Source organism: Arthrobacter sp. MAHUQ-56, assembly GCF_019710585.1.
In the GTDB taxonomy this organism is placed as follows: domain Bacteria; phylum Actinomycetota; class Actinomycetes; order Actinomycetales; family Micrococcaceae; genus Arthrobacter.
In genome coordinates this window covers 177,833-204,418 of the sequence record NZ_JAIFZQ010000020.1, presented here as the reverse complement: position 1 = coordinate 204,418, position 26,586 = coordinate 177,833, and the positions used below count along the sequence as shown (strand labels likewise).

Annotated in this window: 24 protein-coding genes; 13 read left to right on the top strand and 11 right to left on the bottom strand. The window is 68.7% G+C overall.

Annotation, left to right across the window (positions count from 1 at the left end; translation table 11 throughout):
* The first annotated feature begins 22 nt into the window (after positions 1-22).
* The 7 genes from K4G53_RS13305 (at position 23) to K4G53_RS13275 (ending at position 7,474) form a co-directional block, all read left to right on the top strand.
* Positions 23-640 (top strand): DUF305 domain-containing protein, encoded by a 618-nt coding sequence (locus K4G53_RS13305; protein ID WP_221386173.1) that lies wholly within the window; start codon positions 23-25, stop codon positions 638-640.
* Positions 641-754: 114 nt separating this feature from the next.
* A complete protein-coding gene (locus K4G53_RS13300; RefSeq protein ID WP_221386172.1) occupies positions 755-1,414 on the top strand; it encodes a low molecular weight phosphatase family protein in 660 nt (219 codons plus the stop codon).
* 134 nt (positions 1,415-1,548) lie between these two features.
* Entirely contained in the window at positions 1,549-2,706 is a 1,158-nt protein-coding gene (locus K4G53_RS13295; protein ID WP_221386171.1) for an LCP family protein, read from the top strand.
* Between the two features lie 31 nt (positions 2,707-2,737).
* Positions 2,738-3,883 carry an LCP family protein gene (locus K4G53_RS13290; RefSeq protein WP_221386170.1) on the top strand — a complete coding sequence of 382 codons (1,146 nt, stop codon included), beginning with the start codon at positions 2,738-2,740 and terminating at the stop codon, positions 3,881-3,883.
* Positions 3,884-3,981: 98 nt separating this feature from the next.
* On the top strand, positions 3,982-5,670 hold the full coding sequence (locus tag K4G53_RS13285) for an alkaline phosphatase (RefSeq protein WP_221386169.1): 1,689 nt from the start codon (positions 3,982-3,984) through the stop codon (positions 5,668-5,670).
* 84 nt (positions 5,671-5,754) lie between these two features.
* Positions 5,755-6,561 carry a histidine phosphatase family protein gene (locus tag K4G53_RS13280; protein ID WP_221386168.1) on the top strand — a complete coding sequence of 269 codons (807 nt, stop codon included), beginning with the start codon at positions 5,755-5,757 and terminating at the stop codon, positions 6,559-6,561.
* The gene (locus tag K4G53_RS13275) at positions 6,545-7,474 is read left to right on the top strand and encodes an NAD(P)H-hydrate dehydratase (protein WP_308287881.1); all 930 of its coding nucleotides are present in this window, start codon (positions 6,545-6,547) and stop codon (positions 7,472-7,474) included. Before K4G53_RS13280 ends, K4G53_RS13275 begins: the two co-directional genes overlap by 17 nt.
* A gap of 179 nt (positions 7,475-7,653) precedes the next feature.
* Here the strand turns inward: K4G53_RS13275 and K4G53_RS13270 are convergent, their stop codons facing one another.
* From K4G53_RS13270 to K4G53_RS13255, 4 genes are all read right to left on the bottom strand, one after another.
* Positions 7,654-8,076 carry an Hsp20/alpha crystallin family protein gene (locus K4G53_RS13270; RefSeq protein WP_221386166.1) on the bottom strand — a complete coding sequence of 141 codons (423 nt, stop codon included), beginning with the start codon at positions 8,074-8,076 and terminating at the stop codon, positions 7,654-7,656.
* 221 nt (positions 8,077-8,297) lie between these two features.
* Positions 8,298-8,486 carry a hypothetical protein gene (locus K4G53_RS13265; RefSeq protein WP_221386165.1) on the bottom strand — a complete coding sequence of 63 codons (189 nt, stop codon included), beginning with the start codon at positions 8,484-8,486 and terminating at the stop codon, positions 8,298-8,300.
* 148 nt (positions 8,487-8,634) lie between these two features.
* Positions 8,635-10,248, bottom strand: a complete 1,614-nt coding sequence (locus K4G53_RS13260) for an FAD-dependent monooxygenase (protein WP_221386164.1) — start codon at positions 10,246-10,248, stop codon at positions 8,635-8,637.
* A 43-nt stretch (positions 10,249-10,291) separates the two neighbouring features.
* Positions 10,292-10,798, bottom strand: a complete 507-nt coding sequence (locus tag K4G53_RS13255) for a hypothetical protein (protein ID WP_260323595.1) — start codon at positions 10,796-10,798, stop codon at positions 10,292-10,294.
* Positions 10,799-11,010: 212 nt separating this feature from the next.
* Between K4G53_RS13255 and K4G53_RS13250 the strand changes: the two genes are divergently transcribed.
* Both K4G53_RS13250 and K4G53_RS13245 read left to right on the top strand, forming a co-directional pair.
* Entirely contained in the window at positions 11,011-13,242 is a 2,232-nt protein-coding gene (locus tag K4G53_RS13250; protein ID WP_221386163.1) for a S9 family peptidase, read from the top strand.
* A gap of 74 nt (positions 13,243-13,316) precedes the next feature.
* Entirely contained in the window at positions 13,317-15,869 is a 2,553-nt protein-coding gene (locus K4G53_RS13245) for an AMP-binding protein (protein WP_221386162.1), read from the top strand.
* Between the two features lie 14 nt (positions 15,870-15,883).
* Here the strand turns inward: K4G53_RS13245 and K4G53_RS13240 are convergent, their stop codons facing one another.
* Positions 15,884-16,336 carry an SRPBCC family protein gene (locus K4G53_RS13240; RefSeq protein ID WP_308287880.1) on the bottom strand — a complete coding sequence of 151 codons (453 nt, stop codon included), beginning with the start codon at positions 16,334-16,336 and terminating at the stop codon, positions 15,884-15,886.
* A 238-nt stretch (positions 16,337-16,574) separates the two neighbouring features.
* On the opposite strand from K4G53_RS13240, the gene K4G53_RS13235 reads away from it, so the two are divergent.
* Positions 16,575-16,781 (top strand): DUF2945 domain-containing protein, encoded by a 207-nt coding sequence (locus tag K4G53_RS13235; RefSeq protein WP_221386161.1) that lies wholly within the window; start codon positions 16,575-16,577, stop codon positions 16,779-16,781.
* A 4-nt stretch (positions 16,782-16,785) separates the two neighbouring features.
* Positions 16,786-17,982 carry an NAD(P)/FAD-dependent oxidoreductase gene (locus K4G53_RS13230; protein ID WP_221386160.1) on the top strand — a complete coding sequence of 399 codons (1,197 nt, stop codon included), beginning with the start codon at positions 16,786-16,788 and terminating at the stop codon, positions 17,980-17,982.
* A 12-nt stretch (positions 17,983-17,994) separates the two neighbouring features.
* On the opposite strand, the gene K4G53_RS13225 is transcribed toward K4G53_RS13230, so the two are convergent.
* Both K4G53_RS13225 and K4G53_RS13220 read right to left on the bottom strand, forming a co-directional pair.
* On the bottom strand, positions 17,995-19,149 hold the full coding sequence (locus K4G53_RS13225) for an acetate kinase (RefSeq protein WP_221386159.1): 1,155 nt from the start codon (positions 19,147-19,149) through the stop codon (positions 17,995-17,997).
* A gap of 56 nt (positions 19,150-19,205) precedes the next feature.
* Complete coding sequence (locus K4G53_RS13220; RefSeq protein WP_221386158.1) at positions 19,206-19,562, bottom strand: VOC family protein; 357 nt, start codon at positions 19,560-19,562, stop codon at positions 19,206-19,208.
* 95 nt (positions 19,563-19,657) lie between these two features.
* On the opposite strand from K4G53_RS13220, the gene K4G53_RS13215 reads away from it, so the two are divergent.
* The gene (locus tag K4G53_RS13215; RefSeq protein ID WP_221386157.1) at positions 19,658-19,951 is read left to right on the top strand and encodes a hypothetical protein; all 294 of its coding nucleotides are present in this window, start codon (positions 19,658-19,660) and stop codon (positions 19,949-19,951) included.
* An 80-nt stretch (positions 19,952-20,031) separates the two neighbouring features.
* On the opposite strand, the gene K4G53_RS13210 is transcribed toward K4G53_RS13215, so the two are convergent.
* From K4G53_RS13210 to K4G53_RS13195, 4 genes are all read right to left on the bottom strand, one after another.
* Entirely contained in the window at positions 20,032-21,219 is a 1,188-nt protein-coding gene (locus K4G53_RS13210) for a fumarylacetoacetate hydrolase family protein (RefSeq protein ID WP_221386908.1), read from the bottom strand.
* 2 nt (positions 21,220-21,221) lie between these two features.
* Entirely contained in the window at positions 21,222-22,727 is a 1,506-nt protein-coding gene (locus K4G53_RS13205; RefSeq protein WP_221386156.1) for an aldehyde dehydrogenase (NADP(+)), read from the bottom strand.
* Positions 22,724-24,070 (bottom strand): L-fuconate dehydratase, encoded by a 1,347-nt coding sequence (locus K4G53_RS13200; protein WP_221386155.1) that lies wholly within the window; start codon positions 24,068-24,070, stop codon positions 22,724-22,726. Before K4G53_RS13200 ends, K4G53_RS13205 begins: the two co-directional genes overlap by 4 nt.
* 195 nt (positions 24,071-24,265) lie before the next feature.
* Entirely contained in the window at positions 24,266-24,988 is a 723-nt protein-coding gene (locus K4G53_RS13195) for a GntR family transcriptional regulator (protein WP_221386154.1), read from the bottom strand.
* Positions 24,989-25,220: 232 nt separating this feature from the next.
* Here K4G53_RS13195 and K4G53_RS13190 point away from each other — a divergent pair, with 232 nt between their 5' ends.
* Positions 25,221-26,552, top strand: coding sequence for an MFS transporter (locus K4G53_RS13190; protein WP_221386153.1), 1,332 nt, complete (start codon positions 25,221-25,223; stop codon positions 26,550-26,552).
* Positions 26,553-26,586 lie beyond the last annotated feature (34 nt).

Sequence of the window (26,586 nt, the reverse complement as noted above, 5' to 3'; positions counted from 1 at the left end):
CCAACATCCCTGAAGGACAACCATGAACACCATCAAAACCATGTCCGTTGCCGCTGCCCTCGCCGCCTCGCTCGGCCTCGCCGGGTGCGCCGCCGGCTCCACTGCAAGCCCCATGCCCATGGACCACGGCAGCTCCGGCCCCATGACGAGCACAATGCCCAGCGCCATGCCCGGCGCCAGCGCGGACCACAACCAGGCCGACACCATGTTTGCCCAGATGATGATCCCGCACCACGCCCAGGCAGTGGAGATGAGCGGCATCATCCTGGCAAAGCCGGACATGCCCGCCGAGATCACCGCCCTGGCCACGAAGATCAAGGACGCCCAGGCCCCGGAGATCGAGCAGATGACCGGCTGGCTCCAGGGCTGGAACGCGCCCACCACGGGCGACCATTCCGGGCACGGCATGTCCGGCATGGTGGACGACGCCGGGATCGACAGGCTCAAGGCCGCCACCGGCACGGAGGCCGCGCGCCTGTTCCTGGAGCAGATGATCGGCCACCACGAAGGCGCCATCGACATGGCCCAGCAGGAAATCAGCGCCGGGAAGTTCCCCGACGCGCTCCAGCTCGGCCACGCGATCATTGAGGCCCAGCAGGCGGAAATCACCGAGATGAAGCAGCTGCTCGCAGGGCTCTGACCCGTCCACCACACATCCCTCCCACCTTCCACCGGGAAGGTGGGAGGGATGCGTGTTAAGTTGAAAAGCACGGGCCGGACGGCCCGGGCACCGGCTGGAAAGAGACAAATCCCCGTGGACACATCCGCACCAGTAAGAATCCTGACCGTCTGCACCGGCAACATCTGCCGGTCCCCCGTGGCCGAACGGCTGCTGCAGGCGGGACTCAACCAGGTGGTGCCGGGCGGCTTCGAGGTGTCCAGCGCCGGCACCCGCGCACTCGTGGGTGAGCCGATGCAGCCCATCTCGGCAGACATCGTACGGACCTTCGGCGGCGACCCCGATGGTTTCGCCGCCCGTCAGCTCACCCCCAGGATCCTGCGGGGCGTGGACCTGGTACTCACCATGACCTCGGGCCACCGCGGCGAGGTGCTGCAGCTGGATGCGTCCCTGCTCAAGCGGACCTTCACCATCCGCGAGTTCGCCCGCATGCTCGACGTCCTGGACGAACGGGGCACGGGCGCGTCCCGAACCGCCGCGGAAGACGCGTCCGACGACGGCGGCTGGCTGGCTGCCAACGCCGTGTTCTGGCGGGGCTTGCCGGCCCGCGCCGCCGGGGTGCGGCACCTTGCCCTTCCCCCGGACGCGGCCGACAACGACATCGTGGACCCCTACCGCCGGGCGCCGGAGGTCTACCGGCAGATGGAGGACCAGCTCGCGCCGGCGATCGTTTCGATCCTCCGCCACGCCCGCCTCAACGCGGCTGCCAGCCCCGACGCGGCCGCCCAGCCGTAAACGGAGCATCTGGCCGGGCGTCCGGAACCGGCGTCGACGCCTGCCAGATGCTGCGTCCCGCTGCGGGACAGACTGCGGGTTTTCTGTGGATTCCCCCGATGTAAGGCCATTGAAGCCGATGCTAATTTTCCGAAATGGGCATCCAGCTGAACCCTTCCCGCACAGACGCCAGCCGCGCCGCAGTACCGCCGGCGCGCCGCCGACACCCCCTGCGGACCGCCCTGCTGGTGCTCGCCGGCATAGTGGTCCTGGTAACCGCCGCGGCCGGGGCGTACCTGTTCAACCTGGGGCAGACGTTCGATTCCCAGGCCAGGATCATTGAAAGCCCGTTCCCGCCCGAGTCCAGCCGCCCGCAGCCAGGTTCACAGGCGCCGGCAGGCGAAGCAGCAGGGCAGCAGGCTCCCGACGCTCCAGGGAACGTGCCGGCGGCCGGACCCGCCGCAGCAGAGGGCACCGCCGGAGCAGCAGCCGGCGGCCTGAACATCCTGGTGATGGGCAGCGACAGCCGCGGGGCCACAGTGGATGAGGCGGTATCAGGCAGCAGCTCCAACCAGCGCGCCGACACCCTGATGCTGATCCACATTCCGGCGGACCGCTCCAACATCTTCGCCATCTCCCTGATGCGCGACCTGTGGGTCGATATTCCCGGGAACGGCCAGGCCAAAATCAACGCTGCACTCGCCTACGGGGGCGTGCCCCTGATGGTGCAGACGGTGGAATCCTTGTTCAACCAGCGCATCGACCACGTGGCCATGATCGACTTTGAAGGCTTCGTTGGCCTCACCGACGCCCTGGGCGGGGTGGAGGTGAACATCAAGCAGCCCTTCGTCTCCGCGCACGACGGCTTCAACTTCAAGCAGGGGCCCAAGGTGCTCGATGGCCGGCACGCGCTTGAGTTCGTCCGCGAGCGCTACGCCTTCAGGGACGGCGATTACCAGCGGGTGCGGAACCAGCAGGCGTTTGTGAAGGCGCTGTTCGCCAAGAACCTCAGCGCGGAGACCCTCCTCAACCCGGTGAAGGTGCACAACGTGGTCAGCTCCATGGCACCGTACATCAGCGTGGACAGGGGCCTGAACGCGGTCGCGCTGGCCGGCCTGGCCGTGGAACTGCGCAACGTGCGGGCCGGGGACATGGAGATGTTCACCCTTCCCACCCTGGGCGTGGGCACCTCCGTGGACGGCCAGTCGATCGTCCTGCCGAATTACGCGGCCATCAGGGACATCAGCGAGGCGCTGGCAGGTGACAGTTTGGATACGTATGTAGCCAGCAAAGGGTTGCCGGACGGACACTGATCGCACCTGTTCACAATGAGGTGGAGGCGTCATGAGCATCCCAGGCGGTCCTGATCCATCCGGGCCAGGCGGTCCCGGCAACGCCGGTCCCCCGCGTCCACAGTCCCACCGGCCCGCATGGATTGTTGCCCTGGGCCGTCGCCGCTGGATCGCCGCCCTGCTGGCGCTGGCACTCGTCGCGGCCGCCGGGATCGCGGTCTTCAGCCTGAACCGTGCGGGCCAGCAGGCGCAGCCCGCCGCCACCCAGACCTCCACTCCGTCACCCAGCGAAACACCGACGCCTACGCCCACGCCGTCCGAGACAACGCCGCCGGCCCCTCCCCCGCCGCCACCGCCCGCCCCGATTCCCGAGCTACCGGCCGCACCGATGAACATCCTGATCATCGGCAGCGACATCCGCGGCACTCCCGCGCGGGATGCAGCGGCCCACACGGCGGCCACCGGCGAGTCTTCGGACCAACGCTCCGATGCGTTGATGGTGGTCCACGTTCCCGCCGACCGGCACGCCCTCTACATCATCTCGATCATGCGCGACCTCTGGGTGGACGTGCCCGGCGTCGGCGGCTCCAAGATCAATGCGGCGCTCGAGTACGGCGGCATCGACCTCACGACCGCCACGGTGCAGCAGCTGCTGGGCATCACCATCGACCACACCCTGATGCTGGACTTCGGCGGGTTCAAGGCCATGGTGGATGGCCTGGGCGGCATCGACGTGGATGTCCCCTTCGCCTTCCAGTCCACCATCGAAACCGAACACGCCTTCACGCAGGGGGTCAACCACCTTGACGGGCAGGCAGCCCTGGAGTTCAGCCGCGAGCGCCATGCCTTCACCGACGGGGACTACCAGCGGGTAGTGAACCAGCGCATCATGGTCCGCGCCATCCTGGCCCGGTTCACCAGCAGCGGCGCCCTCACCGACGTGAACGCGGTCCGGTCGCTGGTGGACTTCGCGTCCTGCTGCCTCACCGTGGACAAGGGCTTCGACCCGGTCCAGGCAGCCATCCTCGCCTACAGCCTGCGGAACCTGGACGTGAACGCGATCGGCACCATGACGCTGCCCACGGCAGGAACGGGGATGGCGGCCGGCCAGTCGGTGGTGTTCCCCGATTACGGCGGCATCGCGGCGGTGGGGGCGGCCCTCCGGGAGGGCAGGATCGCGGACTTCGCGGTCCCGTAGGCGGTGCGCGCCGCGGGGCACCCCGTGTTCAGCATCGGCTCACCTTCAGTTCACCCGCGGGACAGGGTCCGTGCGTCCGCCGGCGGAAACCTGTGGGCATGACCAACAACTCCTCCGTTTCCCGCCGCACCGTCGTCAAAGGCTCCATCCTCGCCGCGGCCCTCGCCTCCGCCCCCTCCGCAGCGAACGCCGGCACGCCGTTGGGCCAGTCCACCGGCGTCGCCCTGGTCCGCAACCGGCTCACCCTGCCCAGCGGCATCGCCACCGGCGACGTCACCTCGGACACGGCGGTGCTGTGGTCCAGGGCGTCGGGCGCCGGCCGGATGACGGCGGTGCTGCGGGCAGTGGACGACGGCGGGGAGGTCCTGCGCGGGCGCGGCGCCTTCGAGCGGGTGCTGCGCGGGCCCCGGGCAACCCAGGCCTCCGACTTCACCGCCAAGATCCACGCCGGCAACCTGCCGTCCAACACCCGTTTCGCGCTGGAGATCAGCTTCGAGGACGAAGCCGGTGCTGCCGGCGAAACGGTTCGCGGCAGCTTCCGCACGGCACCGGACGCAGGATCGGTCAATGGCAAGGGCCGCACCGGTGACACCAGCAACGGCGGTGACGTCCCGGCGTCGTCCGGGCAAAGCTTTGTGTGGACCGGCGACACCGCGGGCCAGGGCTGGGGCATCAACGAGGAAATCGGGGGAATGCGCGGCTACCGGGCCATGCACCAGACCCGCCCCGACTTCTTCATCCACTCCGGCGACACCATCTACGCCGACGGCCCCATCCCCGAATCGGTGGTGGAGAAGGACGGCCGGGTGTGGCGGAACCTGGTCACGGAAGAGGTGTCCAAGGTGGCGGAAACGCTCACCGAGTTCCGCGGCCGGCACCGCTACAACTCCATGGACGCCAACATGCGGGCCATGTTCGCGGACGTTCCGGTGATCGCCCAATGGGACGACCACGAGACCCACAACAACTGGTACCCCGGCCAAATCATTGACGACTCCCGTTACACCGTACGGGACGTCAATACCCTCGCTGCCCGCGGCCGGCAGGCGTGGCAGGAGAACATGCCGATTGCGGACAGCTCGGCGATCTGGCGCCCGGGAACGTTCGACGACGCCGGCCAGTACCAGCCCGCGCGCATCTACCGGAAGATCAGCCGCGGCCCGCAGCTGGACATCTTCTGCCTGGACATGCGCACGTTCAAGTCCCCCAACACGGACGGCAAGGAACCCTACGCCACCAACATCCTGGGCCAGGAGCAGGTGGACTGGCTGATCCGCGAGGTGACGAAGTCCAAGGCGACGTGGAAGGTGATCGCCGCCGACCTCCCGCTGGGCATCGTGGTGCCGGACGGCCCGGTCAACCAGGAAAGCCTGTCCAACCGCGACGCGGGTGCCCCGCTGGGCCGCGAGCTGGAAATCGCCGGCGTACTGAGCGCCTTCAAACGCAACGGCGTGAAGAACACGGTGTGGCTCACCGCCGACGTCCACTACTGCGCCGCCCACCACTACTCCCCCGAGCGTGCCGCCTTCACCGACTTCGACCCGTTCTGGGAATTCGTCGCCGGGCCCATCAACGCAGGCTCCTTCGGCCCCAACGCCATGGACGGCACGTTCGGTCCGGAGGTGGTGTTCTCCAAGGCCGGGCGTTTCGCCGGCGAATCACCGCGCGACGGCAAAAACCAGTTCTTCGGGCATGTCCAGCTGGGCGGGGACAACAGCTTCACCGTCAGCCTCCGGAACGCCAACGGCGGCACCGTCTTTTCCAAGGTGCTCACGCCCGAGCGGTAGCCACGGCTGTTATTTTCCCCGCCTCCTGGGTACGCCGCTGGTAGTGTTCCTGCATTCGGCACGGCAATCGGACGGGGTGGTTTCTTGACGGGCGATTCTACGAACAGCGCTTCCTCCAAGGAGGACGGTCTGACCGGGGCCGTCCAGGAAGCCGGGGCGGTGGAGCTGCTCCTGATCCGGCACGGTGAGAGCGAAGGCAACGTGGCAGCCACCGAGGCGCGCGCCGCCGGGGTGGAGGTCATCGAGGTTCCCGCCCGGGACGCCGACGTGGACCTGTCCGGTACGGGCAAGGAGCAGGCCACGGCGCTGGGCAAGGCGCTGGCCCGCATCGCCGAGGAGTTCCGCCCGGACGCCGTCGTATCCTCCCCGTACGCCAGGGCCCGCCAGACGGCCGAAATCGCGGTGGACACCGCCGGGTGGCCGCTGAAGGTGCGCACGGACGAACGGCTGCGGGACCGTGAACTCGGCATCCTGGACCGGCTCACCCGGCTGGGCGTGGAAAACCGCTACCCGGGGGAGTCCGAACGGCGGGACTGGCTGGGCAAGTTCTACTACCGGCCTCCGGGCGGCGAGTCCTGGGTGGACGTTGCCCTGCGGCTGCGCTCGGTCCTGGCCGAACTGAACAGCCTGGGCATGGGCCACCGCGTCATGCTGGTGTGCCACGATGCCGTCATCATGCTCTTCAGGTACGTCCTGGAAGGCCTCAGCGAGCAGGAGCTGCTGGACCTGGCGGCCAGGGAGGCCATCCTCAACGCCTCGGTGACCCGGTTCGTCCGCCCGTCAGGCGCTGGCCCCTGGACGCTGGAGAGCTTCAACGTGGCGGACCACCTGACCGAGTTTGGCGCCACCGTGACCGAGCATGCCGGAGACACCCGTGTCCAGCCAAAGTGAGACGGCTGCGGCCACGTTGGTGACGCCGTCGCTCCTGCGTGACTGGCCGCTGCCCGCGCCCGGTGAGGACAAGTACTCGCGCGGATCGGTGCTGGTGGTCGGCGGTGCCCGCGCCACTCCCGGCGCAGCCCTGCTGGCGGGCGTGGCCGCCCTGCGCGCCGGCGCCGGGAAGCTGACCCTGGCCGTGGCCGAGTCGGTTGCCGTCCAGGTGGGCGTGGCGCTGCCCGAGTGCGGGGCGATCGGCCTGCCGGAGACGCCTGCAGGCTCAGTTACGGCCGAGCTGGAGCGGATCGGCTCCTACCTGGACCGGGCGGACGCCCTCCTGGTGGGCCCGGGGCTGGATGATGAGGACCTTGCCGCGGAGCTTCTGCAGGCGCTGCTCAAGCGGGAGGACGGCAAGCGGGAGGACACCGCAGGTGCCCGCCCGGATGGTCCCGCCGTCGTTCTCGATGCCTATGCGCTTGGCGCGCTGGCGGGCCTGGAGGACCAGCTGGACCCGTGGCGCGGACGCCTGATCCTTACCCCGAACCCGACGGAGGCCGGCATCCTCCTGGGCCGGGAGCCCGACGACCTGGAAGTGGACGTGGCCGCGATTGCGCGCCGGTATGACGCTGTGGTCAGCTGCCAGGGCTTGATCGCCCGGCCGCCCGGGGATGCGCCGGAGGAACCCGAACTGTGGAAGATCACCACCGGCTACGGCGGTCTGGGGACCTCGGGCAGCGGGGATGTCCTGGCCGGGGCCATCGCCGGGGTCCGGGCCCGCGGCACCAGCAGCGCACAGGCTGCCTGCTGGGGAACGCACCTGCACGCCGCGGCGGCTGACCGCCTGGCCAGCCGCCTGGGGCCGCTCGGCTTCCTCGCCCGCGAACTGTCCGACGAACTGCCGGCCCTGATGCTGGAACTCGGCTCCTAAGCGTCCGGCGGCACTGCGGCGGCACGGAGATGGCCCCCGGCCGAAGCCGGGGGCCACCAGGTCGGGAAGCTAAGGCCTCAGCTGCCGGTGCGCTGTCTGGCGCTGTGGCGTGCACAGAGTGGCGATTCGCCCCAAAAAGGCAGTCAACAGATCTACCCGCTTCCCGATTCTTTCCGGAACTAGGCGGCGATTTCCTGCTTTGCCCCCTTCGTCTCAATCTCGATCTTGCGCGGCTTCGCCTTTTCGGCGACGGGGATCCGCAGCGTCAGGACGCCGGCGTCGTAGCTGGCCTTCACATGCTCCGTGTCCAGCGTGTCGCCAAGAATCAGCTGGCGGCTGAAGACGCCGCGGGGCCGCTCGGAGGCGATCAGTTCGGTGTCCTTGCCGACGGGATCCGGGCGCTCGGCCCGCACCGTCAGCACGTTCCGTTCAACATCCAGGTCCACCGAGTCCACGGCGACGCCGGGCAGGTCGAAGGCAACCACAAAGTCGTTGCCTTCACGCCATGCATCCATCGGCATCGCCGCCGGGCGTGCAGCCGTGCCGAGGACCTGCTGGGCCAGCCTGTCCAGCTCGCGGAACGGATCGGTTCGCATCAACATGGCTTCCCTCCTCGTAAGAGTTGGTCCAACATCGTTTTCCACTCAGCCTGATCTGTATTGGCTGATATAGATTTTTTAGCACCAGAGAGGCAGGTCTTCAAGGGGTTCCGGGACCGGTTTCGGGAGATTTTTTCGCCGCAGTGCACGGAAAAGGGGGCCTTCCGCCCTGCTGCTGCAGGTGCGGAAGGCCCCCTTTCCAAGGGGTTTTCCTGCCCCGGAATTCAGTCCCTGGTGGGGTCCGGACGGAGCGGCGCGGGACCAGGATCCGGAATGGGCAACGGCCCGGGAGGCTGCGGTGCAGGGAACGGGTTGGGCGACGGCGGCCCCGGCTGGGTGGGGTCCGGGGAGGTGGGCTCCGGACCGGGCTCGGGCGGGAACGGCTCAGGTTCGTGCACTGGCGGGATGGTCATGCAACTTCCCCTCTCATGCTGGGCGGATGTGCCTTGAACTGAACAGGATACGCCTGCGGCCCCTCGGCAACTACCCTCCGGTTGCTCTATCAGCTTTGGTCGTTAAGACGGCGGTTTAGGGGCCAAAAGTGATAGAGCATCACGGCTGTCAGTCCCGGACAGCGCCTGCCAGCCGCAGCCAGGCGCGCAGCTGGCCAGGATCCACCTCGCCGCAGCGGAAGCCCACGTATCCGTCCGGACGGACCGCAACGATGCCCCGGCCGGGATGGCTGGTGAGCCGGTGGACGTGGACCAGCGGCCCGCGTTCCGCCGCGGCCGGCGCGGCCATCTCCTTGGCAAGGTCCGTGCCCAGGGCGTCCGGGCCGGCGTCGCGCTCCAGGAAGAGGTGGACCCCGGGCGCCGCGGTCAGCCCGTGCAGGCGGACCGGGCGGCCCTCTAGACTGGCCGGTGCGTCCGGCAGGCGGTCGCCGGGCCGCGGCCATCTGCCGTTCCGCGGTGCGGCGTCCAGCGACAGCGCGCTGTGCCGGTACCGGACGAAGGGCTGGGCCAGCAGCCTGATCCCCAGCGACGTGAGGCGCCGCCGGCGGAGCAGCACCGGCAGCAGCGGGGCAACAGCGGGCAGCAGGCCGCGGACCAGGCGGGCGGCGGGATGTGGCGAGGCTTCGAAGAAGAAGATGAGGTGCGTCAGGGCAAGCACGCGCCGTGCCGCGAGCCGCCGCTCCTGACCGTAGCTGGCGAGCAGTTCCGGAAGGGGGCCGCCGGCGGTCGAGGCGAAACCAAGCTTCCAGCCGAGGTTGAGCGCGTCGAGGATCCCGTTGTTCATGCCCTGTCCCCCGGCCGGAGAGTGGGCGTGCGCAGCGTCCCCGGCCAGGAAGATGCGGCCGGCGCCGAACGTGCCGGCCAGGCGGTGCTGGAGCGGGATCTTCGCCGACCAGCGCATGTCCCGGACGGTGGCTCCCAGCCCCGATTCCCGGACCAGCCGTGCCACGTCCGCGGGCGGTATGGCCGGGCCGGGCTGCCCGAAGCGGGCGTCCGGCGACGGTTCGGCCAGGCGGGTGGCCAGCAGGCGCCACGTGGCACCCTCGCCGAGTGCGAACAGGAACGCCAGCCCGGAGCGTCCGACGGCGGCGTGCAGCACACCGGGATCCAGGGCGCCGTCGAGCTCCAGGTCCGCCAGCACTGCCTCCACGGGATAGGGCCCGCCGCGCCACGGGACACCCAGGACGGAGCGGACGGTGCTGGACTGCCCGTCGCAGCCGGCCAGGAACCGGCTGCGGTGCAGTTCGGGGCCGCGCCCGTTCCTGTGCAGGCCGGCGCAGACGAGGCCTTCCGTTTCTTCCGGCGCCAAGCCCCGGAACTCCACCCCCCAGTCCACCGGCACGCCCCGGGCCTGGAGCTCCCGCCACAGGACATCCTCGACGTCGGCCTGCCGAACCAGGGTCAGGTGCGGAAAGGCTGTGTCCGGCAGGTCTGCGTGGCCCATCCGGGCGTCGACGACCCGCTGGCCCAGGTGGATGCGCGCCTCCGGCCCGGTGTCGGCCCTGGCCAGCAGTGCATCGGTGACACCCAGCGGGCGCAGTCCCTCAAGCGCACGGGCGTGCAGCATCATGGCCCGGGAAGGGCGGAACCGCTCCGTCCGCCGGTCCACCACGCGCACCGTCGCGCCGTGGGCATGGGCCTGGAGGGCTGTGGCGAGTCCCGCGGGTCCGGCACCGACCGCCAGGACGTCCGTGTCCGCCGTCGGACCTTCCGCTGCCACCATGACCCGCCGTTCCTCCGCTACCCGGCACCACTACCGAGCGCCGTTACGCCCGGCTGAGCAGCCGCCACCAGGAGTGGTCCGGTTCCGCTGTGGTGAGCATGCGCGCCGGATCCGCCAGCGCTTCATCCCGGTGCAGCCCGGGCAGCACTTTGTAGCTGATGGACCCGGGCACGCTGACCAGTTCCAGGACCCGCCACAGGGCAGCGGCGTAATCCTCCGCCTGCGCCGGACCATCCCACTCGTAGAGGCCGCGGTAGGCGCCGAACGTGTCATGGGCGCACCAGAGCTTGGAGACGAACCCCGGGAAGCCGACGAACAACGGAGTGTTCAGGATGCTTTCGGCCTCGAAGAGCCGGTGCGCCCTGCCCCGCACCAGCCGGAGCCTGAACGAAACAACCAGGACGCACGGCTCCCGGGGCGGTTGACGGAGGACGGCGGTCTCCCGGTAGACACGCGCGGTGCTTCCGTCCGCGAAGCGCAGCATCCTGCCCACCTGCCCCTTCGGCAGGTAGACCCGCCGGCGGGCGAGCAGTGCGCAGCTGGTTCCCATGCAACGGGCAACAGCACGCCATGCCTTGGTTCGTGGGTGCCGGACCTGGCTCGGGTGACATGGCATCTCCTTCCTGCCCCCGCCTGCAACTGTCCTTCCAGCCTGCCGGTACCAGCCAGCACACCCCAGAGTCTTTGGCCCCCTCCGCGCCTCCTCTCCCCCGTCAGCGAACGGCCTGCCTTGTGGCGGGGGCTGGTCTATATATTGAATCCATGACCTCCACTCCCCTGCAGGACGCCACCAACACCGCCATCCCGGCACCCCCGGTCGCCAAGAAGATCCCCACCGAACGGACCCACCACGGGGAAACGTACGTGGACAACTACGAGTGGCTCCGGGACAAGGAATCCGCCGAGGTCATCGAGCACCTGCGGGCCGAGAATGCGTACCAGGAAGCGGTCACCGCGCACCAGGAACCGCTGCGCGAGGCGATCTTCCAGGAGATCAAGGGCCGCACCCAGGAAACCGATCTTTCCGTCCCGCACCGCAAGGACGGCTGGTGGTACTTCAGCCGTTCCGCCGAAGGCAAGGAATACGGCATCCACTGCCGCGTCAAGGCCCTGGACACCGGCGACAAGGTGGCCGACTGGACACCGCCCGCGGTGGAGGCCGGCGTCGAAATCCCCGGCGAGGAAGTCCTGCTGGACGGCAACGTGGAAGCCGAGGGCAAGCCGTTCTTCTCCGTGGGCGGCACTGCCGTAACGATTGACGGCACCCTCTACGCCTACGCCGTGGACAATTCCGGCGACGAACGCTTCACCCTCCGGATCAAAGACCTGCGCACCGGCGAACTGCTGCCGGATGTCATCGAGAACATCTTCTACGGCGTTGCGTTCTCACCCGACGGCACCCGGATCTTCTACACGGTGGTGGACGACTCCTGGCGGCCGTACCAGGTGAAGGCACACGTGCTCGGCACGCCCGTGGCCGAGGACACGGTGATCTACCAGGAGGACGACGCCGCCATGTGGCTCGGCTTCGAGCTCTCCGCGGACCGGCGCCACCTGGTGCTGGGCATCGGGTGCTCGGAGTACAGCGAAACCCGACTGCTGCGCTTCGACGACCCCACCCAGACCCTGACCACGGTGATCTCCCGCAACGAGCGGGTCCTCTACGAAGCAGAGCCCTTCCTGCTCGAAGGCCCGGACGGGCAGAAGACAGAGAAAATCCTCCTCACGCACAACCGCGGCGCCATCAACTCCATGGTCTCCCTGGCGGACCCGGCCGAGCTGGAAAAGCCCCTGGCCGGGCAGTCCTGGCAGACCGTCGTCGAGCATTCCGACGAGGTCCGCGTCAACGGGGCGGGCGTCACCGCCACGCACCTCATCGTCTCCATCCGCAAGGACACCATCGAACGGGTCCAGGTAATGGGCCTGGCCGGGCTGGGGACGCCGGCGCAGCAGGCACCCGTGGAACCGGCCTTCGACGAGGAGCTGTACACGGCGGGCGTGGGCGGCTCGGACTACGACGCCCCCGTTATCCGCCTGGGCTACACGTCCTACTTCACGCCGTCGCGCATCTACGACTTCGTGCTCCCCACGCCGGAGCAGCCCGCCGGGGACCTGCTGCTGCGCAAGGAAAGCCCCGTCCTGGGCGGCTACGACGGCAGCGACTACGTGGCCACCCGCGAGTGGGCGACGGCGGGGGACGGCACCCGCATCCCGCTCTCAGTGCTGCGGCACAAGTCCGTCAAGCAGGATGCGACGGCGGCCGGGCTGGTCTACGGGTACGGCTCCTACGAGATGAGCATGGATCCCGGGTTCGGCATTGCGCGGCTGTCGCTGCTGGACCGGGGCGTGGTGTTCGTGATCGCGCACATCCGCGGCGGCGGCGAGCTGGGCCGGCACTGGTATGAGGACGGCAAGAAACTCACCAAGAAGAACACCTTCACCGACTTCATTGATGCCACGGACTGGCTGGCAAACTCCGGGTGGGTGGATCCGGCCCGGATCGCCGCCCTGGGCGGCTCCGCGGGCGGCCTGCTGATGGGCGCGGTGGCCAACATGGCCCCGGAAAAGTATGCGGCAATCGTGGCGCAGGTGCCGTTCGTGGACCCCCTCACCAGCATCCTCGATCCCGACCTGCCACTGTCCGCGCTGGAGTGGGAGGAATGGGGCAACCCGATCACGGACCCGCAGGCGTACGCCTACATGAAGTCCTACTCCCCCTACGAGAACGTCCGGGAGGTGGCCTACCCGAAAATCGCGGCGGTCACATCCTTCAATGACACCCGCGTCCTGTACGTGGAACCCGCCAAGTGGGTGCAGGAGCTGCGGAACAAGACCACCGGTTCCGAGCCCATCGTCATGAAGATCGAGATGGACGGCGGGCACGGCGGCGCGTCCGGACGGTACGTGCAGTGGCGGGAACGGGCGTGGGACTACGCGTTCATCGCCGATTCGCTGGGCGCCACCGCGCTCCTCCCCGGGGCGGGGCTGAAGTAGGACCCGTATTTCTCCAGCGACTTTCCTATAACGGCGATTTTTGTTAGGTAAGCCTTAACTAATAACATCGACGGATGACCACGCAGCTTGACCACGCGCGGGCATCTTTCGCCGCCGGCCTTGCCGGCTTTGGAGACAGCCCTGCCATCCACGCCGACGGGCTTACCCTGACCTACCGCGAGCTCGCCGGGCGTGTCGAAGACCTCGCCGCCAGGCTGGGCAGCGAACGCCGGCTGGTCGCCCTGGCGGCGTCGAACGACGTCGACTCGCTGGTGGCGTACCTTGCCGCGCTGGCGGGCGGGCACCCGCTGATCCTGCTTCCGGAAGACAAGCCCGCCGCCCTTGCGTCCCTCGTCGCCGCCTACGACCCGGACGTGCTGCTGCAGCCGGCCAGGGGCGGGCTGCAACTGGACGAACGCCGGCCCGGGACCCGGCACGAGCTGCACCCGGACCTGGCCCTGCTCCTGAGCACCTCCGGCTCCACGGGCTCGCCCAAGCTGGTGCGGCTCTCCCACGCGAACCTGCAGGCCAACGCCGAATCGATCGCCACCTACCTCAGAATCACCTCCGCAGACCGTGCGGCCACCACGCTGCCCATGTCCTACTGCTACGGGCTTTCGGTGATCAACAGCCATCTGCTGCGCGGAGCCAGCCTGGTCCTGACCGGCCTGTCCGTGGTTGATCCGTGCTTTTGGGAGCTGTTCCGGCACCGGCAGGCAACCTCGTTCGCGGCAGTGCCCTACACCTTCGAACTGCTGGAACGCGTCGGCTTCGCCGACATGGAGCTGCCGTCCCTGCGCTACGTCACCCAGGCCGGCGGCCGGCTCGATCCCGACCGTGTACGGCACTACGCAGACCTGGGACGCCGGCAGGGCTGGGACCTTTTCGTCATGTACGGGCAGACGGAAGCCACGGCGCGGATGGCCTACCTGCCGCCGCATCTCGCCGCGGACCATGCCGGCGCCATCGGCGTCCCGGTCCCCGGCGGGTCCTTCCGGATCGACCCCGTGGACGGGCTGGCCGACGGCGAACTCGTGTATACCGGACCCAACGTGATGCTGGGCTACGCCGAACACCCCCGCGATTTGGCGCTGGGCCGGACCGTGACGGAGCTGCGCACCGGCGACCTTGCGCGGGTGAACGACGCCGGGCTCTACGAACTCCTGGGACGGCGCAGCCGGTTCGTCAAGATCGTGGGACTCAGGGTCGATCTCGGCCAGGTGGAGCGCCTCCTGGCGGACATGGGGGTCACGGCGGCCAGCACGGGCAGCGACCGGAGCATCGTCGTCGCCATCGAAGGCCGGCACGACACCCAGCTGCTGGCGAAGGTCCTGGCACAGGGCCTGGGCCTGCCCCGCGCCGCCGTCGACCTCCACGCGGTGGACGAACTGCCACGCCTGGCGACGGGCAAGATCGACTACCCTGCCGTGGCGGCGCTGCCGGAGGCCCGGGATACCCACGCCCCGCGCGAACCCTCTGCCTCCGCGCCGGACAGCGTCCGCCGGATCTTCGAGGACACCCTGGAACGGACCGGCATCTCCGGCACGGACACCTTCGTCTCGCTCGGCGGCGACTCCCTCTCCTTCGTGGCGGCCTCGGTCCGGCTCGAGCAGTTGCTGGGGCACCTGCCGCCGGACTGGCACGTCACGGCGGTCCGCGACCTGGAGCCGAAAGCGCAGGCAACTCCGGACGCGAAGATTCCCCTCGGGCAACGGTTCCTCGCACCGATGGACACCAGCATCGTCCTGCGGGCGGTGGGCATCGTCTTCATCGTCAGCACCCATATCGGGCTGTTCGAGTGGCAGGGCATGGCGCACGTCCTGATAGCGGCCGCGGGCTTCAACTTCGCCCGCTTCCAACTGGCCGGCGAAGGTGCCGCCCGCCTGCGCCGCCAACTCACCAGCGTGGCGCGGATCGTGGTGCCCAGCATGGTGTTCATCGCGTTCGCGTTCCTGGTCACCGACCGCTACAGCCCTGTGAACATCGTGCTGCTGAACGCCATCCTCGGCCCCGAGAAGGTGACGACGCAGTGGCATTTCTGGTTCATCGAGGTCATCGTCTACATGCTCCTGGCCATGACCGCCCTGCTCGCCATCCCGTGGCTGCACCGCAGTGAGCGCCGGTTCCCGTTCCTTTACCCCCTGGCCCTGTTCGGCGCCGGACTGCTGACGCGCTTCGAACTGGTGGATCCGGACGTCCCGCACACCGTTCCCGCTTTCTGGCTCTTCGCCCTGGGCTGGGCGGTGGCGCGCGCCCGGAACCTTCCGCAGCGCTGCCTGGTCACAGCCTTGGCACTCCTCACTGTCCCGGGCTTCTTCGAGAACCCCAACCGGGACCTCACCGTGATCGCCGGCATCCTGCTGCTCACTTGGCTCCCAACCCTCCGCGTGCCGCGTGCCGCGAGCCGCCTGACCGTCCTGCTGGCCAGCGCGTCCATGCACATCTACCTGGTGCACTGGCTGGTCTATCCCCCGCTGGCCGGCGTGGGGCTGCCCCTGGCCGTGGGCGCATCGCTGGCGGCGGGGGTGGCGTACTGGGCGGCCTGCAACAAGGCCACGGCTGCACTGCACCGGCACCCGGCCCGGTTTGATGTTCGACGGCGGCGTCCTGCCGCCGTCGAACGCTGACCGTCGCCGGATGATCAGGGCTGCGGGTGCTCGGCCATCCATTCCGCCAGGGTCTCGAGATTGGCCCGGACGGTCCGGCCCTGCGCCCTCTCCACCAGCGGGTCGGCCAGCTTGCCAAAGATGCCGCCGAGGCCTGACGCAGCGTCAATCCGCTGCGTGACGCGCGTCCCGCCGTCGGCAGGTTCCAGCGTGAACGTCACTGCGAAGTCGAGCTTCCCTTCCACCGACCGGGACACCATGCGCCGGGGCGGATCGAATTCGGTGACCTCGACAGTCCAGTCGAAATGCCGCCCCATGACTTTGCTGGTTCCCCGGCCGCGGGTGCCCACTCCCGCGGGGCCGTCGCCCAGCTGCTCCGACGACGTAACCGAAGAATCGTAGACAGCGACATTGTTGAAGTTCGACAGGAAATCGAAGACCTCCTGCGGTGGCCGGGGAATGACGACGCTTTCTTCCACAACAGGCACAGCGTTCTCCTTTGAAAGGCACCTGATGCCGGCCGGGCGCGGCCGGCAGGGACAGCATGGACCTGGACGCAGCCGGTGTCAATGCCCGCCATCCCGTACTGCCACAGACCTGCCTCCGGTTCGGTCCCGCAGCTGCCAAAACAAGGTAGCCATGCTTACTATTGGCTCCGGGGCGCCCTGGGGTAACCGGGGGCGCAGAACAGCACACACCCACGTATCGCCCAGCTAAGGAGTCCAGATGTCATTGAGCAAGGGAACGCGCGTGGAGTGGAACACCTCCCAGGGCAAGACGCACGGGAAGATCGTGGAAAAGAAGACCAGCGACTTCGAGCTGGACGGCAACACCCACCGCGCCAGCGATGATGAACCGCAGTACGTGGTGGAGTCGGAGAAGACCGGCGCCCGCGCAGCGCACAAGGCATCGGCCCTGACCGAGAAGAAGTAGCGCCATGGCTGCCCGGCACGAGGTCCTCATCATCGGCGGCGGCAACGCCGGCATCTCCCTGGCCGCGCGGCTACACCGCTACGGCGTCAAGGACGTGGCAGTGATCGAGCCCAAGGACCACCATCTTTACCAGCCGCTGTTCTCGCATATCGCCGGCGGCCGCGCCCAGGCCGGGGAAGCCATCCGGACCCAGGAATCCGTCACGCCCAAAGGCGTCACCTGGATCCATGACGCCGCTGCCGACGTCGACCCGGAGGCCAACACCGTCACCCTCGCCTCAGGCGCCGTGGTGGGCTACGGGCAGTTGGTGGTGTGCCCGGGGCTGCAGTTCGACTGGGCGGCCGTGCCGGGACTGGCCGAGGCCGTGCACTCGCCCCACGGGGCATCGCACTACGAGTTCGACCTCGCCCCCAAGGCGTGGACGCTCCTGAGCAGCCTGACGGCCGGAACGGCGGTGTTCACGATGCCTGCCGGGCCCATCAAGTGCGGCGGGGCAAGCCAGAAGCCGATGTACCTGGCCTGTGACTACTGGCGGGAACAGGGGGTACTGGACAAGATCCGCGTGGTGATGGTCCAGCCGTATCCCACCGTGTTCGGCGTCCCGGAAGTGGACCGGGAGCTGGACCGCAAGATTGCCGAGTACGGGATCGAGCTGCGCACCAACAGCGAACTGGTGGCGGTGAACCCGGCCGAACGCAAGGCCACCATCCGTGACAACGCAGCCAACACCACCGAAGACCTGGCGTATGACGTGCTCAACGCCGTACCGCCGCAGTCGGCTCCGGACTGGCTGAAGTCCACCACCCTGCCAAATCCGGGGGATGCCGGCGGGTTCGTGGAGGTTGACCGGCAGACGCTCCGGCACCTCCGCTACCCCAATGTCTGGTCCCTCGGCGATGCCGCCGGCACCACGAATTCCAAGTCCGGGGGCTCGCTGCGCAAACAGGCCAAGGTCCTGGCGAAGAACCTCGTGGCGGCGCGGAAAGGCAAGCCGCTGAAAGCCAAGTACAACGGGTACTCGGTGTGCCCGTTCACGGTCTCGCGGGACACGGTGGTGTTCGCCGAGTTCGACGACCGCTACCGTCCCATGCCCACCATCCCCCGGGTCCCCACCTGGAACGAGAGCAAGCTGTCCTGGGTGGTGGACCGCGACCTGTTCCCCAGGATCTATTGGAACCTGATCCTCAAGGGCCGCGCGTAGGGAAAGGCAGGATCAACCGCGGACGACGGCGGCCGTCGCCTCAGCGATGGCGCGTTCCTCGTCCGTGGGGACCACCAGGACGGGGATCGCGGACGACGCCGTGGAAATCACCCGGGGTTCCTTGGACCGCCCGGTGTTGAGGCCGGCGTCGAGCTCTATGCCCAGCGCGCCCAGCCGCTCGGCCACCAGCGCGCGGAACTGGTGCGAGTTCTCACCGATGCCCGCGGTAAAGACCAGCGCCTTGGCCCCGCCAACGGCCACGTGGTACCCGCCGATGTACTTGGCGAGCCGGTAGGACGCCACCGCCAGCGCCACGGAGGCCCTGGCGTTGCCGCCCTCCGAGGCCTCCACCACGGAGCGCATGTCGTTGTTTCCGGCCAGGCCCTTCAGCCCGGATTCGCGGTTCAGCATGGAGTCGATGTCCTCGGGCGTCCACCCGGCCCGGCCCAGGAACACCAGGATGGAGGGGTCCAGGTCACCGGACCGGGTGCCCATCACCAGGCCTTCCAGCGGGGTGAAACCCATCGACGTGTCCACGGAGTGGCCGCCCTTGATGGCGGTCACCGAGGCGCCGTTGCCCAGATGGGCGATGACGCCGTCGAACTCCTCCACGGGGATGTCCAGCAGGGCCGCGGCCCGGCGCCCGACGTATTCGTGCGAGGTGCCGTGGAAGCCGTAACGGCGGATCCCGTGGTTGGTGTAGAGCTCGTCGGGGACGGCGTAGCGCCAGGCATGCTCGGGCAGCGTGCGGTGGAAGGCGGTGTCGAACACGGCCACCTGCGGCATCTGCGGCCACTTCTTCGTGATGGCCCGGATGCCCAGGACGTTGGCGGGGTTGTGCAGCGGCGCCAGCGGATTGAGCCGCTCGATGGCGCGCGTGATCTCATTGTCGATCAGCACGGGCTCGGCGAACCGTTCCCCGCCGTGCACCACGCGGTGGCCCACCGCTGCTAGCTCCTGGTCGCCCAGCTCCCGGTGGATGGCGGCATCCACCAGCTCCAGCGCCTCCGCGTGGTCCCGCGGGCCCTCGATCTCCCCGTCCCCGCCGCCGCCGTTGCCCATGCCGATCTTCTCGATCAGCCCTTCGGTGAGGACGGTTCCCTGGGCCACGTCGCGGACCTGGTACTTGAGCGAGGACGAGCCGGAATTGATGACGAGCACGAGCATGACGGGCCTCCCGGGGCTGGCTTCTGCAGTTCCACCCAGCCTATAGGCGGCGGCCGTCAGCGGTCGGTCAGCAGCAGGGTGTTGCCGTCCGGGTCCTTGACGGTAAAAAAGAGGCAGACGTCGGGCGAACCTTGGACAGGGCCGGCGGCGACCCCGCTGCCGGCCAGTTCCGCGCGGCACCGGGCAAGGTCTTCCACCCTGAAGTTGCACGTGGCCCAGGCGAGCCCCGGGCTGGTCTTGATGCCGCTGTCCGGCCCCATCAAGGTCACGGATGCCGTTCCCGCGCCGGAGAGGACTGCGGAGAAGGAATCCGCCTTCACGACGTCCAGGCCCAGCATCGCGCTGTACCACCCGGCAGACGCCACGGGGTTCCGGACGGGGATGAACGCTGTGGTGATAGCGGTTACAGGCATGCCAGTGATGCTAGCCCACCGGGGTCCTTGCGGATGGAGGTCCGCTGTGCGTATGGTCGGCGGGACACGCTGGACCAGGCCGAGAGGACAATTCCATGACGAACGAGCCCACTTCGATCGACGAGAACGACCCCACCAACACGGGATCCAGCAGCACCGCCCCGCTCAACGCGCAGCCGGACTCAGGCTCCGGCAAGCAGGATCCCACCGGCGTGGAGGGGGCCAACCCGGCCCTGGACGACACGGGAAACCTCAAGGCAGCCGAAACCGGCGAAGCCCCGGAGGCGCCGGAGAACCCGGAGGACCTGGACCTCACGCCGCAGGGCCTCTCCGATGAGCCCGCCAAACAGGAAGACAAGGAAAGCCTGGCAAAACCGGACAACAGCTAAGCCAGGCAGGCAAAGGGCGACGGCGGCACCCACCTCGGGTGCCGCCGTCGCCCTTTGCCGTCCACGGCCCGCGTTGAACCTCAGGCCCGCGCTTCCTGCCGCTGCTTCGCCAGGTAGTTGAACAGCTCGCGCAGGCCGAAGGACCAGGCGGGCAGCTCCTCGCACGGCCCCACCCGGTTGACCAGGGCGCCCAGGTGGCGGCTGCGGATGGTCACGACGTCGCCGTGCTTGTGCGTGAAACCCTGCCCCGGGACGTCCCGGTCCTGCGTGGGGGCGAACAGCGTCCCCGTGTACAGCGCGAACCCGTCCGGGTACTGGTGATGGCGGCCGTGCGTTGCCGCCACCAGCTCCTCGAAGGGCCGGCTGATCCGGGCCACGCTGTTCCGCCCTTCCAGCACGTACCCGTCCGGGCCTTCCACCCGCAGCAGGATCTCCTCGTCGCGCAGGGTCTCGAGGGTGAAGGACCCGTCGAAGAGCCGGATCAGCGGGCCGAGCGCGCTGGAGGCGTTGTTGTCCTTGGCCTTGCCCAGCAGCAGGGCGCTGCGGCCCTCCACGTCGCGGAGGTTGACGTCGTTGCCCAGCGTCGCCCCCACCACCTGGCCCCGGGACGTGGCGATGAGCACCAGTTCCGGCTCGGGGTTGTTCCACGAGGAGAAGGCCGGGATGCCGATGTCCGCGCCGAGCCCCACCGAGGACAGCACGGGCGCCTTGGTGAAGACCTCCGGGTCCGGGCCGATCCCCACCTCGAGGTACTGCGACCACAGGCCTTCGGCAATCAGGACCCGCTTGGCTTCCGCGGCCTCGGCCGAGCCCGGGCGCAGGTCCGCCAGGCTGCCGCCCAGGGCACGGCCCACGAGGTCGCGCACCTCGGCGGCCCGTGCGGCGTCGCCCGCGCAGCGTTCCTCGATGACCCGTTCCACCATGCTGTCCACAAAGGTCACCCCGCAGGCCTTGATGACCTGCAGGTCAACGGGGGCCAGCAGCCGCGCGCGGGTGCCGTCCCCTGCCAGGGAAGCGCTGACGACGTCGGCCGTCGCCCACCGCGGTTCGGCCAGGCTGGGATTGGCCAGGGCCGAGCGGACGGTGGCCGCGGGCTCCGGCAGTTCCAGCAGGTCCGCGACGGTCCCGGCGAGGCGGTGCAGGTCGAAGACGGAGTCCCCGCTGACGGCCACGACACGCGGGCCCCCGGTCTCCGTGTCCCAGACGCGGCCGATGAGCAGCGCCTGGCCGGCGTCCTCGGGCAGGACGGAACCTACGGCTTGGGACAGGCTCACTGCAGTCCCTCCTTCACTGCGCGGGCCGGGTGCTGCCAGATGCCGTCCACCCGTTGCGGTACGCGCCAGGGGTTGCTGTCCTGCAGGGGCTCGGGCAGCCGCGACGCAGGGAACTGCTGGAACGCCACGGGCCGCAGGAACCGGCGGATGGCAGCCGTTCCCACCGAGGTGGTGTTCGAGGTCGTGGCCGGGTACGGCCCGCCATGGTGCTGGGCGTAGCTGACGGTGACGCCGGTGGGCCAGCCGTTCCACAGGACCCGGCCGCTGATGTCCGCCAGCCGGGCAGCCAGGGCGGTGACGTCGTCGTCCGCTTCCGCCTGCAGCGTGGTGGTGAGCTGCCCCTCCAGCAGTTCCGCGAGCGCCGGCAGCTCTGCCTCGTCCGCGTACTCCACCACCAGGCTTGCCGGGCCGAACATCTCCTGCCGCAACAGGTCCGGGTTGCTGCGCACTGCCGCGGCCGTGGTGTGCAGGACGGTGGGGGCGGGCTCGTCCGCGAAGTCACCCTCCACGAGGACGTCCACGCCGCCGCTGCCGCGGAGCCGGGCGACGGCCTCCGTGTAGCCGGCGTGCAGGCGCGGGCTGAGCAGCCGGGCCGACGTGAAGCCGGCCAGCGCCGCCTCCAGCTCCCCGCGGATCCCCTTATCGTGGCCGGCGGGGACGAACAGCAGCCCGGGCTTGGTGCAGAACTGGCCCATGCCCAGCGTGAAGGAACCCGCGTAGCCGCTGATGATCTCCGCGCGCCGTGCCGCCCAGGCGCCCGGCGTGACGAACACCGCGTTGATGCCGCCCAGTTCGCCGAAGAAGGGGATGGGCTCGGGGCGTGCGGCGATGCGGTCCAGCAGCGCGCGGCCCCCAGCGGTGGAGCCGGTGAAGCCCACGGCCTTGACAAGGTGGTGGTCCACGAGGGCCTCGCCTGCCTGCCGGCCGGTCACCAGGGAGAACAGGCCCGACGGCGCGCCGGCACCTTCCAGCGCGTCCAGGACGGCACGGGCCGTCCTTGCAGCGAGTTCGCGGTGTGCATCGTGGGCCTTGTGCACCACGGCGCAGCCGGCCGCCAGTGCCGAGGCAGTGTCTCCGCCCATCACGCTGAAGGCGAAGGGGAAGTTGGAGGCGCCGAAGACCCCCACCACGCCCAGCGGTACGTTGTACCGGCGGAGGTCGGGGCGGGGCCCCATCCCCCATTCCGGGTCCGCGTGGTCGATGGTGGCGTCGAAGTGCTCGCCCAGGCGGATCTCGTCCGCGAAGAGCCGCAGCTGGAAGACTGTGCGCTTCAGCTCTCCTTCCAGCCGGGCTGCGGCAAGGTGGGTCTCCTTGACAGCCGTCTCCACGAGTCCCGCTGCGTCGTGCTCCAGCCCGGCGGCCACGGCCTCAAGCCAGCCGGCGCGGGTGCCGGGATCAGCGAGGCGGGCCTGTTCGAAGGCAACCTGCCCGGCTTCGACGGCTGCGTTCAGGTCCTCGGCGGTGCTTGGACCCGCCACGGCGGTTTCCGGCGCTGCGCTCATCGGCCGGCTCCGGCTGTGCTGAGGGATCCGCCCGTGACGGCGGCGCGGTTGCCCACTTCCTGCCAGCCGGTGCCGCCCGGGAACTCCCAGTGGCTGCGGGAGGCACTGAGCATCTCGGCGCCGGTGCCCGGCAGTTCCGGTGCGGCGTAGCGGCCATCGACGATGCGGACGGGTTCGGCGAAGTGCTCGTGCAGGTGGTCCACGAACTCGATCATCCTGTTGTCCTGGCTGCGGGCCACCACGGAGTAGTCGAAGAAGGAGAAGTGCTGGACCAGTTCGCACAGGCCCACGCCTCCAGCGTGCGGGCAGACGGGCACCCCGAACTTGGCGGCCAGGAGGAGGATGGCGATGTTCTCGTTGACGCCGGCCACCCGGGTGGAGTCAAGCTGCAGTACGTCGATGGAGCCGGCCTGCAGCAGCTGCTTGAAGATGATCCGGCTCTGCACGGCTTCACCGGTAGCCACGCGGACGGGGCTGACACCCTTGCGGATCTCGGCGTGGCCCAGGACGTCGTCGGTGCTGGTGGGTTCTTCGATCCAGTAGGGGTTGAACTCGGCCAGCTGGTTGACCCACTCCACGGCTTCGGACACTTCCCAGCGCTGGTTGGCATCGATCGCGATGGGGAGGCTGCCCACGGCTTCACGGGCCAGGGCCATGCGGCGGCGGTCGTCGTTGATGTCGCCGCCCACCTTGAGCTTGATCATGGAGAACCCGTCGGCGGCGGCTTCCTTGCTGAGCCGCACGAGCTTCTCGTCGCTGTAGCCGAGCCAGCCCGGGCTGGTGGTGTAGGCGGGGAAGCCGCCGGCCTTGAGCTCGGCGATGCGCTGCTCCTTGCCTTCCTGGCCGGCCCGGAGGATCTCCAGCGCTTCCTCGGGGCTGAGGGCGTCGCGGATGTGGGTGAAGTCCACCACGCTGACCAGTTCCTCCGGCGTCATCTCGCTGAGGAGCAGCCAGAGGGGCTTGTTCTCCCGGCGGGCCCGGATGTCCCAGAGAGCACTGACCAGGGCACCGCAGGCCATCTGCGTGACGCCCTTTTCGGGTCCGAGCCAGCGGAGCTGGGAATCGTGGATGAGGAGCCGGGACGCAGCGCCGAGGTCGGAGATCAGTTCGTCGATGTCGCGTCCCACCAGCAGGCGTGCGTAGGCATCGATGGCGGCGGTCAGGATCTCGTTGCCGCGGCCGCAGCTGAAGACGAAACCGTGGCCTTCGTCGCCCGCGTCGGTGCGGATCACCACGTAGGCGGCGGAGTAGTCGGGGTCAACATTGACCGCGTCTGAACCGTCAAGCTCCAGGGACGTGGGAAAGCGTACGTCCTGGGTCTTGATGGAGGTGATGGATGGCATGGGGGTTCTTCTTTCGTGAAAGGGCGTCATTCGAGATTCCTATATGAATTGCAACAATCATATAGGAACTGTGATGCACGTCAATCCTCCGGCTCCTCCGGAAGCGCCGGCACCCTGGCCGCACACCAAAAAGCCCCGGCGGCAGCGAACCGGTTCGGTTGCTGCGGCCGGGGCCGATGACATGTGCCTGGCACCCTAGGTGATGATGCGCTTCCGCGGCGGTCCACTGTCCGCCAGCGGCTCCAGTCCGCCCCCGAACGCCTGGGCGAACCTGTCGAAGGAGTTGTGGATATGGGTGGTCATGGCAGCCTCCGCCCCCTCCGGATCGCAGGCCGCGATGGCTTCCCGCACCGCAGTGTGTTCGGCCACGGTAATTGCCCCGTCCACGTCCGCCGGGTACAGCCGGAACGTGTGCAGGTGGCAGTGCGTTTGGGCGAACGCGTGGCGCACCACCGGGTTTCCGGAGGCCGCGAGGATGGTGTCATGGAAGCGCGTATCGTGTGCCACCAGGTCCTGCCGCAGGTCGCCGGCGGACTTCATGGCGTCCCTGAATCCGGCCAGCTCCTTCTCCAGTGCGGCCGCCGGGTTGGCCAACCGGTCGACGGCGGCGGCGCGGGCCGCCCAGGGCTCCACCAGGAGCCGGAATTCGAACAATGACCGCAGTTCAGGGAGGCCGAGCAGCGGCGTGGTGCTGTAGCCGCGGCCGGGGTTGTAGACCACCAGGTTGTCACCCTCGAGCCGCTGCAGCACCTCCCGCACAGGCGTCTGGGACACGCCCAGGCTGCGGGCCACGCCGTCGATGTTGATGCGCGTGCCCGGGGAAATTTCGCCTTCAAGGATGGCGGCGCGCATGGAGGCGTAGACGTCCGCGGACGCGGCCTTGCCTCGGGATGTGTCGGACGATGGACGTGGGGGCACGCGTGGACCTCTGGGTTCGAAAAACGGAAGGGACTTGCTGTGGGGAATCATAAGCCACCGCCGCTTCCGGAGCGGCTGCCGGACGGATTTTCGGGAAGGGCTTGATCCAGATCACAAAATCTATATGATTAACCAGATTCCTATATGATTTGGCGCCGTGATCTTCGGCGTTCTTCCCCTCCCCGCCGGTGCCCCAGGCACCCAAAGCCATGTATACGTCGAAGGAGACCGCATGACTGCGCTCGGCAACAACACCAATGCCGCCACCTCCACCGCAGCGCCGCGACTGATGACCCGCAAACGCTGGGTCATCATCTGGCTTGCCTTTCTAGGCCTCAGCATCAACTATCTCGACCGTTCCAGCCTGAGCGTCGCCCTGCCGTTCATGGGCAAGGACTTTGAACTCAGCGCCACACAACAGGGCCTGATCTTCGCCGCCTTCTTCTGGGCCTACGACTTCTTCCAGCTCGCCGCCGGCTGGTATGTGGACAAGGTCGGCCCGCGCCGGTCCTTCTCGCTGGCCGCCGTATGGTGGTCCATCTTCACGATGGTCACCGCAGCGGCATCGAACTTCTGGACCCTCTTCGCCGCCCGCTTCCTCCTGGGCGTCGGCGAGAGCCCCGCACCCAGCACCGCCGCCAAGGTGGTGGCGACGTGGTTCCCCGTCCGGGAGCGTGCCTTCGCCACCAGCATCTGGGACTCCGGATCCCGGGTCGGCGCGGTGATTGCCCTGCCGATTGTCACCCTGATCGTCGCGTTCACCTCCTGGCACGCGGTCTTCATCATCATCGGCATCCTCGGAATCATCTGGGCGGCCGTGTGGTGGAAGTACTACCGCAGCCCGGAAGAGCACGCCGGCGCCAACGAGGCAGAGGTCAGCTACATCCAGGAAGGCGGCGCCCGAGGCGCGGCAAGCGATGACGAAGGCGCAGCCAAGCTTCCATGGCGCGCCCTGTTCAAGTACCGCACCATCCTCAGCATGATGTTCGGCTTCTTCTGCCTGAACAGCGCCATCTACTTCTTCATCACCTTCTTCCCGAGCTACCTGGTGAAGGAACGCGGTTTCGACCTCCTCAAGCTGGGCTTCTTCGGCGCCATCCCCGGCATCTGTGCCGTCCTGTTCGGCTGGCTCGGCGGCTACCTGGCGGACCGTGCAGTCCGCGCCGGCGCGCCGGTGAGCAAGGTCCGCAAGACCGCCATTGCCGGCGGCCTGGCGGGCGGTTCGGTGATCATGTTCGCCGCGCTCGTTCCCGAAGCCTGGATGGCCCTGGCCCTGCTCTCGGTTGCCTACTCAAGCCTGACCGTTGCCGCCACCGGCATCTGGTCGCTGCCGGCCGACGTCGCCCCCAGCTCCCGCCACGTTGGCTCCATCGGCGGTCTGCAGAACTTCGCCTCAAACCTCGCCGGCATCTTCACCCCCATCCTGATCGGCGTGCTGGTTGACCAGACCGGTTCCTTCGTGGCACCCCTTGCCGTGATCGGCGCCATCTCCCTCATCGGCGCTGCGAACTACCTGTTCGTCATCGGCAAGATCGAGCCCCTGAAGGTCAAGGCAGCCGCCTGACCCTCAAGCACCCCGAAAACACGGACGACGCCGG